Source organism: Streptomyces griseorubiginosus, from assembly GCF_017614965.1.
Taxonomy (GTDB): Bacteria; Actinomycetota; Actinomycetes; order Streptomycetales; family Streptomycetaceae; genus Streptomyces; species Streptomyces griseorubiginosus_B.
Genome location: NZ_WVUG01000242.1, coordinates 1 through 13652 on the forward strand (window position 1 = coordinate 1; position 13652 = coordinate 13652).

At 72.7% G+C, this 13652-nt stretch carries 4 protein-coding genes; all 4 read left to right on the forward strand.

Annotated elements, in window-relative coordinates; translation table 11 throughout:
• Positions 1-5328 (forward strand): amino acid adenylation domain-containing protein (locus GRC12_RS32610; protein ID WP_439959917.1); only part of this gene is annotated, 5328 nt, incomplete at its 5' end.
• A complete protein-coding gene (locus GRC12_RS32615) occupies positions 5328-12500 on the forward strand; it encodes an amino acid adenylation domain-containing protein (RefSeq protein ID WP_208783194.1) in 7173 nt (2390 codons plus the stop codon). The genes GRC12_RS32610 and GRC12_RS32615, both read left to right, overlap by 1 nt.
• Before the next feature lie 42 nt (positions 12501-12542).
• On the forward strand, positions 12543-12761 hold the full coding sequence (locus GRC12_RS32620; protein ID WP_208783196.1) for an MbtH family protein: 219 nt from the start codon (positions 12543-12545) through the stop codon (positions 12759-12761).
• Between the two features lie 29 nt (positions 12762-12790).
• The gene (locus GRC12_RS32625) at positions 12791-13600 is read left to right on the forward strand and encodes an alpha/beta fold hydrolase (protein ID WP_208783198.1); all 810 of its coding nucleotides are present in this window, start codon (positions 12791-12793) and stop codon (positions 13598-13600) included.
• The last annotated feature ends 52 nt before the right edge of the window (positions 13601-13652 follow it).

Consider the following 13652-nt stretch of genomic DNA (forward strand, 5'->3'; position numbering starts at 1 on the left):
TATCGCACGGGGGATCTGGTGCGCTGGACGGCGGGCGGGGAGCTGGAGTACCTGTCCCGGGTCGACGACCAGGTCAAGCTGCGTGGGTTCCGTATCGAGCTGGGGGAGATCGAGGCCGTCCTCGCCGCCCATGCACACGTGGCCCAGGCGGCGGTCCTGGTGCGGGAGGACCGGCCGGGAGACAAACGCCTGGTCGCCTACGTCGTCCCGGACCCGGCCCGGCAGCAGCCGGCACCTGCCGACCTGCGTGCTCACGCGTCCGCCCAGCTGCCGGATTACATGGTGCCGTCGGCGTTCGTGACCCTGGACGCCTTCCCGCTGACCCCGAACGGGAAGCTGGACCGCCGTGCCCTGCCGGCGCCCGACTACGGGCCGCAGTCGCAGGACGGCAGGTCGCCGCGCTCACCGCGCGAGGAGATCCTGTGCACCCTGTTCGCCGAAGTCCTCGGCCTGGAGTCGGTCACCATCGACGACGACTTCTTCGCCCTGGGCGGCCACTCGCTGCTCGCCACCAAACTCGTCAGCCGCATCCGCACCGTCCTCGGCGCGGAACTGTCCATCCGCCAGCTCTTCGAGACCCCCACCGTCGCCGGCGTCTCCGGCGCCCTCGACACCGGAAACAGCGCCCGCGGCCGTGTGGTCCCCGCACCGCGTCCGGCCCGGGTGCCGCTCTCGCACGCCCAGCAGCGACTGTGGTTCCTGCAGCACCTGGAGGGCCCGAGCGACGCCTACAACGTACCGATCTCGCTCGACCTGACAGGGCCACTGGACGCGGAGGCGCTGAGGCTGGCGTTGACGGACGTGGCCACCCGGCACGAGAGTCTGCGAACCGTCTTCGCCGAGGACGGTTCCGGCGCCGCCCACCAGGTGGTGCTGGACCCCGATCAGACACAGGTGCCGCTGTGCGTGGAGAGCCTCGCGTCGGACGACGAGGTCTCTCGCCGTATGCGGCAGGCGGCCGGGTACGTCTTCGATCTCGCCTCCGAAGTCCCCTTGCGGGCTTCGCTGTTCGAGGTCGAGGGCGACACCGACCGCAGGGCGCTGTTGATCCTCACCCACCACGTCGCCAGTGACGCCTGGTCACGAAACATCCTGGTCCGTGACCTCGTGACGGCGTACGCGGCGCGCACCACCGGTGCGGCTCCGCACTGGACGCCGCTTCCGGTGCAGTACGCCGACTACAGCCTCTGGCAGCGACAGGTGCTCGGTGCGGACGACGACCCGGACAGCGAGGCGTCCCGTCAACTCGCGTACTGGAAGGAAGCGCTGGCCGGACTGCCCGAGGAGCTGTCGCTGCCCTTCGACCGGCCGCGGCCGGCGGTGGCCTCGTACGGGGGTGACCGGGTCGCCTTCGAACTGCCGCAGGATGTCTACGAGCGGCTCGTCCAGGTGGGGCGCGATCACCAGGCCAGTCTGTTCATGGTGCTGCAGGCCGCGCTGGCGGCACTGCTGACGCGGCTGGGCGCGGGAACGGACATCCCGCTGGGGACGCCGATCGCGGGCCGTACGGATGACGCGCTGGACGAGCTGGTCGGGTTCTTCGTGAACACGCTGGTGCTGCGCACGGACACCTCGGGCGATCCGACGTACGCCGAACTCATCGATCGTGTCCGGGCCGCGAGCCTGGCGGCGTACGCGCACCAGGACCTGCCGTTCGAGCGGCTGGTGGAGGCGGTCAACCCGGAGCGCTCGCTCTCCCGCCACCCCCTCTTCCAGACCATGCTGAGCTTCGACAACGCCGGCCGGGACGAGGCCCGCACGGAGCTGGACGGGCTGACGGTCGGTGGGCGGCCCCTCGGGGCCCCGGCCGCGAAGTTCGACCTGTCCTTCGAACTCGCCGAGCGCCCCGCAGGACCGGGGCGGGCGGCCGGTCTGAGCTGCGCGTTGGACTACAGCACCGACCTGTTCGACCGGGGGACCGCGCAGTCCGTCGCCGGCCGTTTCGTCCGGGTGCTCACCGCGCTCGCCGAGGACCCGCGGCAGCGCGTCGGCGAGACCGAGATCCTCGGCGCGGACGAACGGCGCCGGATGCTCGTCGAGTGGAACGACACCGCGGTCGCCCACCGGGACCGCACTCCGGTGCACGCCCTCTTCGAGGAAGTGGCCGCCGCCGATCCCGCCGCACTCGCCGTGCTGTCCGGCGAACAGCGGCTGAGCTACGGCGAGTTGAACGCGCGGGCGAACCGGCTGGCACACCGGTTGCTGCGCCGGGGGGTGAGCCCGGAGAGCCGTGTCGCGGTCTTCCAGGAGCGCTCCGCCGAGCTGGTCGTCTCCACGCTGGCCGTGCTCAAGGCCGGCGGTGTGTACGTGCCGATCGATCCGCAACAGCCCGCCTCCCGCTCCGAGTTCATCCTGCGGGACACCGGAGCCGTGGCCCTGCTCACCGACCACGATCCGGACGACCTGCCCTTCGCCGCGGACATACCGGTCCTTAGGGTCGGACCCGGCACGGATCTGTCCGGTGAGGCCGAGACGAACCCCGGCGTGCCGACGGACGCGGAGCAGCTGGTGTACGTGATGTACACCTCCGGCTCGACCGGCATGCCCAAGGGTGTCGCCAACACGCATCGCAACGTGGTCCATCTGGCCGCCGACCGCTACTGGCGCGGCGGCCGGCACGAACGGGTGCTGATGCACTCGCCGTACGCCTTCGACGCCTCGACGTTCGAGATCTGGACGCCGTTGCTGACCGGCGGCACCGTCGTGGCGGCTCCGGCCGGCCGGCTGGGCGCCGCCGACCTGGCCGCCACCCTCTCCGCACACCGGGTCACCGGCCTGTTCGTCAGCGCCGGACTGTTCCGGGTGCTCGCCGAAGAGCGGCCCGACTGCTTCCGCGGGGTGCGCGAGATCTGGGCCGGTGGTGACGTGGTGTCGCCCACGGCCGTCCGGCGGGTCCTCGAGGCGTGCCCGGACACGGTCGTCGCCAACGAGTACGGGCCGACGGAGACCACCGTGTTCTCCACCGTGAACCCGCTGCGGGACCCGGCCGAGGTGCCCGAGGCGGTCGTACCGATCGGCCGGCCCCTGTGGAACACCCGGGTGTACGCCCTTGACGAGCGGCTGCGACCGGTGCCCGTAGGGGTGCCAGGTGAGTTGTACATCGCGGGCAGCGGTGTGGCTCGCGGCTATCTGGGCCGGGCGGAGCTGACCGCCCAGCGTTTCGTGGCCGACCCGTTCGCGGGTGCCGGGGAGCGGATGTACCGGACCGGCGACGTCGTACGGTGGCTGCCCGACGGCCGCCTGGAGTTCCTCGGCCGGGTCGACGACCAGGTCAAGCTGCGGGGCTTCCGCATCGAACCGGGCGAGGTGGAGGCGATCCTCGCAGACCGGCCCGAAGTGAGCCAGGTGGCGGTGGTCCTGCGGGAGGACCGGCCCGGGGACAAACGGCTCGTCGCCTACGTCGTCGCGACCGCGGGCGGCACGCTCGACCCCGACGCGCTGCGCGCACATGTGGCGGCTGCCCTGCCCGAGTACATGGTTCCCTCGGCCGTCGTGCCCCTGGACGCCCTGCCGCTGACCCTGAACGGCAAGTTGGACCGGCGGGCTCTGCCGGCCCCCGACTTCGGCTCCGGCGCCGACCGGCGTGGACCGCGCACGGAGCGGGAGAAGGTGCTGTGCGGACTGTTCGCGGACGTTCTCGGGCTGTCGGAGGTCGGTGCCGATGACGGGTTCTTCGACCTGGGCGGCGACAGCATCATGTCGATCCAGCTGGTCAGCCGGGCACGGCGGGCCGGTCTGGAACTGTCGGTGCGGGACGTGTTCGAACAGCGGACCGTGGCGGCGCTCGCCGAGGTCGTCACGGAGACGAGCGGGGAGGCGGTCGAGGAACCGGGTGCCGGCATCGGGGACGTCCCCCTGACCCCGATCATGCGGTGGTTCCTCGGACGCGGTGGCCCGGCGGACCAGTTCAACCAGTCCCGGCTGGTGCAGGTACCCACGGGGCTGCGCCACGAGGACCTCACGGCCGCGCTGCGGGCCGTCCTCGACCACCACGACGCCTTGCGCGCCCGCCTCGCGGCCGGCCCGGAACCACGGCTGGAGGTCCGCGAGCCCGGCGCCGTCGACGCCCATCTGCTCCTGCGCCGGGTGGACGCCGCCGGACTCGACGAGCCGGCTCAGCAGGACCTGGTGCGGGCCGAGACGGTCGCCGCCCGCGAACGCCTGGACCTCGGCGCGGGACGGCTCGTCCAGGCGGTCTGGTTCGACCGCGGTGAGACGGCGCCCGGCCTGCTCCTCCTGATCGTCCACCATCTGGTGGTCGACGGGGTCTCCTGGCGGATCCTCGTACCGGACCTCGCCGAGGCCCATCGGGCCATGGCGGCGGGCCGGCCGGTCGAACTGCAGCCCGTGGGCACCTCGTTGCGCCGCTGGGCGCAGCGGCTCACCGAGGTGGCGGCCGATCCCGCGCGCACCGCGGAGGCCGACTGGTGGCAGTCGGTGCTTCGGCACGGCGACCCGCTGCTCGGGCGGCGCCCCCTGGAGCCGTCGGACGACACCTACGCCTCGGCCCGGCACCTCACCCTGACCCTGCCCACGGCGGTGACCGAGCGGGTGCTGACCCGCGTGCCGTCCGTGTTCCGGGCCGAGGTCAACGACGTCCTGCTGGCGGCGTTCGCCCTCGCCTGGGCTCGTCGAGGCGGCAGCCGGAGCAGGGCCGTACTGCTGGACCTGGAAGGCCACGGACGGGAGGAGGAACTCGTCGGCCGGGCGGACCTGTCCCGCACGGTCGGCTGGTTCACCAGCCTGCACCCGGTGCGCCTGGACGTCTCCGCCGTCGACCTGTCCGACGCGTTCGCGGGCGGCCCGGCCGCCGGTGACGTCGTCAAGCAGGTCAAGGAGCAGCTGCGCCAAGTGCCCGACAAGGGCATCGGATACGGACTCGTCCGGCACCTGAACCCGCGCACCGCCCCGCGGTTCGCCGGACTGCCCACTCCTCAGGTCGCCTTCAACTACCTGGGCCGTTTCACCACCGCGGGGGTGGAGAACGCCGGCAGCGAAACCGTCCCCGACTGGACGGTGCTGGCCACCGCGGCCGGCGTGGGCGGCACCGATCCCAGGGTGGCGCTCGCCCATCCCCTGGAACTCAACGCCCGTACCAACGACGGCCCACGCGGCCCCGAGCTGGCCGCCACCTGGTCCTGGGCCGACGGGATCCTCGACGAGAGCGAGGTGCGAGACCTGGCCGGGCTGTGGTTCCAGGCCCTGGAGGCCCTCGCCGACCATGCCGAGAACCCCGAGGCCGGTGGGCTGACCGTCTCGGACGTGTCGCTGAGCCTGCTGGACCAGAGCGAGATCGACCTGCTGGAAGACGAGTGGAGGGACCTCTGATGGCGAAGCAGTCCGGACTGCAGGACATCCTGCCCCTGGCACCGCTGCAGGAGGGCCTGCTCTTCCACAGCGTGTACGACGAGCAGGCACCCGACGTCTATCTGGTGCAGCAGGCCATCGACCTGGAGGGCGAGCTGGACACGGCCGCGCTGGGCGCCGCCTGTCGTACCCTGCTGCGGCGCCACGCCAACCTGCGTGCGGCCTTCCGCTACCAGGGCCTGAAGCGGCCCGTGCAGCTGATCCCGCACCAGGTGGAAGTGCCGTGGGAGGAGACGGACCTCTCCCATCTGCCCGAGCCGGAGCGCACGGCCGCCGCGGACCGGCTGCTGGAGGAGGACCGGCTGCGCCGCTTCGACCTGGCCCGGCCCCCGCTGATGCGGTTCACTCTGATGCGGCTGGGCGGGCGAAGGTACCGCTTCGTACTGACCAACCACCACATCCTGCTCGACGGCTGGTCCCGCCCGATGCTGGTGCGCGAACTCCTGGCGCTGTACCGCACGAAGGGCGACGACAGCGCGTTGCCCCGGGTCCGCCCCTTCCGGGACTACCTCCAGTGGCTCGCCCGGCAGGACCGGGACACTGCGGTCGCCGCCTGGCGGCAGGCGCTCGCCGGCCTCGACGGACCGACCCTCCTCGCCCCGCGCTCCGCCGAACGCGCTCCGGTGGTACCCGGCCGGCTGGAGACCGAGCTGGACGCCGCCGACCACGCGGCGCTCGGCGCACTGGCCCGGGAACGCTCGCTCACCCTCAACTCCCTGGTGCAGGGCGCCTGGGCGGTCGTGCTGGGCGGGCTCACCGGCCGCGACGACGTGGTGTTCGGTACGACCGTCTCCGGCCGGCCGCCGGAGATCGCCGGGATCGAGACCATGGTGGGGCTGTTCATCAACACCCTGCCCGTGCGGGTGCGGCTGCGGCCCGACGAGGCGTTCGTGGACGTGGTGCGCCGCACCCAGGACGAGCAGACCCGGCTGCAGGCACACCAGCAACTGGGGCTCGCCGAGGTGCAGCGACTCGCCGGCGCCGGTGAACTCTTCGACACCACCATGGTGTTCGAGAACTATCCCGTCGACATCGGTGCCGAACGCGACGAGCCGGGCGGTTTCGGCGACGTGACCGTCACCGGCACCCGCAACCGGGACGCCACCCACTATCCGATGGCGCTGGTCGCCGTCGGCCGGGACGGGCTGCGGCTGCGCCTGGACCACCAGCCCGACCTGATCCCACCGGACTCGGCCGCCGCCGTACTGGATCGTCTGGTGAGGGTCCTGCGGACCGTGGCCGCGGACCCCGAACGCCCCGTCGGCCGGCTCGCCCTGCTCTCCGACGAGGAGCGGGAGGCAGCCCTGGCACCGGGCCGCGGCACGGACACCGGCCCCATCCGCGAGAGCCTGCCCGAGGCGTTCCGCGCACAGGCCGCGCGCACCCCGAACGCCCCGGCCGTCCGCTGCGGTGCCATCGTCCTGGACTACGCCGAACTCGACGCCCGTTCCGACGCGTTGGCGCGCCGGCTCGTCGCGCTCGGGGTACGGGCCGAGACACCGGTGGGGCTGCTCATGGACCGCTCCACCCATCTGCTCGTCTCGGTCCTGGCCGTCCTCAAGGCGGGCGGCGCCTATGTGCCGCTCCGGCACGGCGACCCGCTCGACCGGCTGAGCCAGGTCACCGCCCTGGCCGGGGTCACTCTCGTACTGGCCGACGGCGAACATGCCGCGCGTGGCGCCGAGTTGAACCTCACCGTCGTGCGGGCCGACGAGACCGGCGCGCCGCTTCCCGTCGACGCGGACCTGCCCGAGGGCCCCGTGCACCCGGACCGGCTCGCCTACGTCATGCACACCTCCGGATCGACCGGCACTCCCAAGGGGGTCGCCGTCACCCACCGGGACGTGGTCGAACTCGCCCGGGACCGGTCCTTCGCCGGCGGCGCCCACAGCCGGGTCCTGGTCCACTCGCCGCACGCCTTCGACGCCTCCACCTACGAACTGTGGGTACCGCTGCTGTCCGGCGGCACCGCCGTCGTCGCCCCGCCGGCGGACCTGGACGCGGACACCCTCGGCAAGGTGCTCGCCGAGCACGAGGTGACCGCGCTCTGGCTCACCTCCGGGCTCTTCCAACTCGTCGCGGACGAGGCACCGCACCACCTGGCGGGCGTCCGGGAGGTGTGGACGGGCGGCGACGTCGTCCCGGCCGCCGCCGTCCGCCGGGTCAGGGACGCCTGCCCCGACACGGTCGTCGTCGACGGCTACGGGCCCACCGAGACAACCACCTTCGCTGTCCGCCACCGGATCCCCGCGACCGCCCCGGTTCCGCAGACCGTGCCGATCGGCACGCCTCTGGACAACACCCGGCTGCTCGTCCTGGACACCGCACTGCGTCCCGTGGCCCGGGGCTCGGCGGGCGAGCTGTACCTGGCGGGTGCCGGACTCGCCCGGGGCTACTGGCAGCGCCCCGGACTCACCGCGGAGCGCTTCGTCGCCGCCCCCTACGGCCCGCCCGGCACCCGCATGTACCGCACCGGTGACCTCGTGCGGTGGACCGCCGAAGGCACCCTGGAATACCTGGGACGGGCCGACGACCAGGTCAAGATCCGCGGCTTCCGGATCGAACTCGGCGAGATCGAGGCCGTCCTGGGCCGTCACCCCGAGGTCGCCCAGGCCGTCGTCACCCTGGCCGAACCACGCCCCGGAGACAAACGCCTCGTGGCCCACCTGGTCGCGGAGGCCGGCACCACCCCGGAGTCGGCCGCGCTGCACGCGCACCTCGCCGCCGAACTGCCCGACTACATGGTGCCCTCGGCGTTCGTCCTCCTCGACGCGCTGCCGCTCACTGGCAACGGCAAGATCGACCGCAGGGCCCTGCCGGTGCCCGAGACCACCGCCCCGGCCCCCGAGAGCAGGGCGGCGCGCACCCCGCGCGAGGACATCCTGTGCGGGCTGTTCGCCGAACTTCTCGGCGTCCCGCGGGTCGGCATCGACGACGACTTCTTCGCGCACGGCGGACATTCGCTCCTCGCCACCCGGCTCGTGGGCCGCATCCGTTCCGTCCTCGGAGCTGAACTGACCATACGTCAGCTCTTCGAGGCGCCCACCGTTGCGGCGTTGTCCCGCGCCCTCGACACCGCGTGCGCGGCCCGCCCCGCACTGCGGCCCGCCGAGCCGCGTCCCGAGCGGATCCCCGCCTCCCACGCCCAGCGCAGGCTGTGGTTCCTGCACCGCTTCGAGGGACCGAGCCCGACGTACAACATCCCCTTCGCGCTACGGCTGACCGGCGAACTGGACCGATCGGCGCTGCGGGCCGCGCTCGCCGACCTCACCGGCCGTCACGAGTCGCTGCGCACGGTCTTCTCCGAGGACGCGGAGGGCCCCCGGCAGGTCGTGCTGTCCGCTGCCGAGGCGCGGCCCGAGCTGACCGTGGTGGCGTCGGTGGCTCCGGCCGACCTGGCACGAGAGATCACCGCCGCGGCCGGGTACGCCTTCGACCTGGAGGCGGAAGTCCCCCTGCGGGCCTGGCTGTTCGAGACGGGAGAGCGGGAGCAGGTGCTGCTCCTGCTGGTCCACCACATCGCGGGCGACGGCTGGTCGGTGCCCCTGCTTGCCCGCGACCTCACGGCCGCGTACACGGCACGGCTCGACGGCCGGGCCCCCGACTGGCGTCCGCTGCCCGTCCAGTACCCCGACTACACCCTGTGGCAGCGGGACGCACTCGGCTCCGAGGACGACCCGGACAGCCCCGTCGCCCGGCAACTCGACTACTGGCGGCAGACGTTGGCCGGGCTGCCGGAAGAGCTCCAGCTGCCGGCGGACCGGTCGCGTCCGGCCGCCGCCGGGGGACGCGGCGGCCGAGTGCTGTACGAGGTGCCCCGGGCACTGCACGAGCGGATCGTGGCCGTCGCCCGGGCCTGCCAGGCGAGCCCCTTCATGGTGGTCCAGGCGGCCGTCGCCGCCCTGCTCACCCGGCTCGGCGCCGGCGAGGACATCCCGCTCGGCACCCCTGTCGCCGGACGCACGGACGACGCCCTGGACGACCTCGTCGGCTTCTTCGTCAACACTCTGGTCCTGCGCACCGACACCTCCGGCAACCCCGCCTTCCGCGAGCTGGTCACCCGGGTCCGCGAGACGGACCTGGCGGCGTACGCCCATCAGGACGTGCCGTTCGAACGGCTGGTGGAGGTGCTCAACCCCCGGCGCTCGCCCTCCCGGCATCCGCTCTTCCAGACCATGCTCACCTTCAACAACACCGACCGGCGGCCCGGTGACGGTCTGCGGCTGCCGGGCCTGGACGCCACCGCGCTGCCCGCCGACACCGGCACCGCCAAGTTCGACCTGCTGTTCTCCTTCGCGGAACGGCAGGACGCCGACGGGCGGCCCGCGGGGCTGGGCGCGGGCCTGGAGTTCAGCGCCGACCTGTTCGACCAGGACACCGCCGAGACCCTCGTGGCCCGGCTGCTGCGTCTGCTGGACACGGTCACCGCGGCGCCGGAGCGCGCCATCGGGGACGTATCCCTCATGGACGATGAGGAACGCGACCACGTACGGGCCGCCTCCCACGGCCTCACACGGGAGCAGGATGCCGCCTCGCTGCCCGACCGGTTCGCCGCCGTGGTCGCCCGCACCCCGCACGCAGTCGCCGTGGAGACACCCGAAACCACCCTGACCTACGAGGAGTTGAACGCCCGCGCCAACCGGCTGGCACGGTTGCTCGTCGACCGGGGCGTCGGCCCGGAGCGCCTGGTGGCGGTGGCCATGCACCGGTCGGCCGATCTGGTCGCTGCGTGCCTCGCGGTCCTCAAGGCCGGCGCCGGCTATCTGCCCGTCGACCCCGAATACCCGGCCGACCGCATCGCGTACATGCTCGGCAACGCCCGCCCGACTGTCATCTTGACCACCGCGGACCTCGCCGGCACACTCCCCCGGTCCCCGGCCGGACCTCCGGTCGCGGTGGACGGCCCCGGCGTCGCGGCCCGACTCGCCGACCACGCGGCGACCGACGTGACCGACGCGGAGCGCACCGCCCCGCTCGCCCCGGCCCATCCCGCCTACGTGATCTACACTTCCGGCTCCACCGGCCGCCCCAAGGGCATCACCATGCCGGCCCGCGCCCTCGCCAACCTGCTCGACTGGCACGAGCGCACGGTGCCCGGCGGCCCCGGTACCCGGGTCGCGCAGTTCACCGCGGTGAGCTTCGACGTCTCGGTGCAGGAGATCCTCTCCGCGCTGCTGTCCGGCAAGACGCTGGTCGTCTGCCCCGAGGAGGTCCGGCGCGATCCGCACCGGCTGGCCGGCTGGCTGGGGGAGCAGCGGATCCAGGAGCTCTACGCGCCCAACCTCGTCATCGACGCCGTCTGCGAGGCGGCCGTCGCCGCCCGGCTCGAACTGCCCGACCTCACCGACCTGGTGCAGGCCGGCGAGGCACTCACCCCGCAGGGCGCCATGCGCGCCTTCTGCGCCGCGCGCCCCGGCCGTCGGCTGCACAACCACTACGGCCCCGCCGAGACCCATGTGGTGACGGCCCACCGGCTCCCCGCCGACACCGCCGCCTGGGGGCCCTCGGCTCCCCCGATCGGGCGCCCCGTGGACAACACCGCCGTACGACTCCTCGACCCGTGGCTCAACCCGGTGCCGCCCGGCGTCCCGGGAGAGCTCTACATCAGCGGTGACGCGCTCGCCCGCGGCTACTGGCAGCGCCCCGGACTCACCGCGGAACGCTTCGTCGCCGACCCGCACGGCCCGCACGGCGCCCGCATGTACCGCACCGGCGACCTCGCCCGGCAGACCCGCGACGGGCTGTTCGTGTACCTGGGCCGCGCCGACGCCCAGGTCAAGATCCGCGGCTTCCGCGTCGAACCCGGTGAGATCGAGGCGGCCCTGACCGCACACCCCGACGTGGCGCAGGCCGCGGTCGTCGTTCGGGAGGACCGTCCGGGCGACCGGCGCCTGGTCGGCTACGTCGTGACGGCCGGCCCGGAGGCCCCCGAACCGGCCCGGCTGCGCGAGCACCTCGTCGGCCGACTGCCCGGCCACATGGTCCCGGCCACGGTCGTCCCCCTCGACCACCTGCCGCTGACCCCCAACGGGAAGCTCGACCGGTCCGCGTTACCCGCACCGCAGTACACGGCGGGCCGTGCGGCCAGGCCCCCCGCGACGCCCGCGGAACACACCGTGTGCGCCCTGTTCGCCGAGGTGCTCGGCATCGAACGGGCGGGCGCGGACGACGACTTCTTCGAACTCGGCGGCCACTCCTTCCTCGCCGCCCGTCTCGTGGCCCGGCTCCGCGAGGAGTCCGGCCAGGACCTGCCCGTCCGTACCGTCTTCGACGCCCCCACACCGGAGGGCCTCGCCGCCGTCCTCACCGGAACGGCCGACCCCGCCGCCGGACGCTCCTCCGACGGGCTGCTCGCACTGCGGGCACGCGGCACGGCCGCCCCCCTGTTCTGTCTGCACCCGGGTGGCGGGTTCAGCTGGTGTTACGCGGGCCTCGTGCGCCATCTCGGCCCGGAGGTGCCGGTCTACGGCATCCAGGCACGGGGCCTGGACGGCGGCGGTGCGTTGCCGTCGTCCATGGAAGAGATGACCGAGGACTACCTCGCCCTCATCCGCTCACGGCAGCCGTCCGGACCGTACCGGCTGGCGGGGTGGTCCTTCGGCGGTCTCGCCGCGCACGCCCTGGCGACCCGGTTGCGCGCCGAGGGGGAGGAGGTCTCCCTGCTCGCCCTGCTCGACGCCTATCCGCCGGGGGAGAACGCAGACACCTCGGAACCGGTCGAGCACGAGGTCGTCGCGCACAATCTCCAGGCCATGGGGTTCGAATTCGACATGGCCGAGCTCATAGCAGACCAGGAAGGGGTGCTGCGACGGTTCCGGGAGTTCCTGCAGTCGGGGGACCAGGCGCTGGCGCAGCTGGAGGCCCGGGACATGCTCGCTCTGAAGGACGTTTATGTGAACAATGTCCGGCTCATGCGGCGGTTCAGGCCCGCATTCTTCGACGGGGACGTCGTCTTCGTCTCCGCGGAGCGAAAGTCGCAGGCCGATCGGAAAGACCGCCTGAATGTCAACTTGTGGCAACGGTTCATCGGTGGATCGCTGGATGTGTGCGCCATAGACTCGACGCACGGAAATCTGATGACAGATGCCCGTCATCTGGCCAGGATCGGCCAATTCCTCGCGGACCGTCTGTAAGTACTCCCAGAGAAACCGCATTCGCGGAGAAGGAGCATTCGAATGAGCAGCAATCCCTTCGAGGACCCCGAGGGCACCTACCTGGTCCTGGTCAACGACGAGGGGCAGCACTCTCTGTGGCCGGCCTTCGTCGAAGTGCCCGCGGGTTGGCGGACCGTCCTCGGGGAGACGACCCGCGACGCGGCGCTCGAGTACGTCGACACCCACTGGACCGACATGCGCCCCAAGAGCCTGGCCGACGCCATGGACGGCACCGCCTGACCGGAGCACCACGAGAGGGGAGAGGCACCATGCCGGTCATTCCCGTGAACGGGATGCGGCTCAGTTACGAGGAGGCCGGCACCGGTGACCCGGTGGTGATGATCCAGGGCACCGGCGGCGGCCGTACGGTGTGGCAGCTGCACCAGGTGCCCGCGCTCACCGCCGCCGGACTCCGGGTGATCACCTTCGACAACCGGGGCATCCCCCCGTCCTCGGAGTGCCCGGAGGGGTTCACCCTGCGGGACATGGTCGGTGACGTGGCCGGTCTCATCGAGCGCCTGGACCTCGGGCCCTGCGCCGTCGTCGGTACCTCCATGGGCGCGTTCGTCGCCCAGGAGCTGGCTCTGGCCCGGCCCGACCTGGTCGGCCGGGCCGTTCTCATGGCGACCCGTGGCCGCACCGACTTCCTGCGCGCCGAGCTCACCCGGGCGGAGATCGACCTGTACGACTCGGGCGTCCGGTTCCCGGCCCGGTACGCGGCTGTCCTGCGGGCCCTGAGGTCACTGTCCCCGCGGACCCTGGACGACGACACGGCGATGGCCGACTGGCTCGACCTGTTCGAGCTCTCGTCCGCGCCGGGGCCGGGCCAGCGGGCCCAGATGGAGCTCAGCCGGCTGGCGAACCGGCTGAACGCCTACCGTGACATCCGCGTGCCCTGCCAGGTCATCTCCTTCGCGGACGACCTGATCACCCCGCCCCGGCTGGGCCGGGAGGTCGCCGACGCCGTCCCGGGCGCCCGCTACGAGCTCATCGAGGGCTGCGGACACTACGGCTATCTGGAGGATCCCGCCGCCGTGAACAAGGTGCTCGTGGAGTTCCTCACCCGCGAGCTGCCCTGAGGGGGCGGAGAGAGCACCGACGGAGGGGCCCGGCGCCATCAGGCGCCGGGCC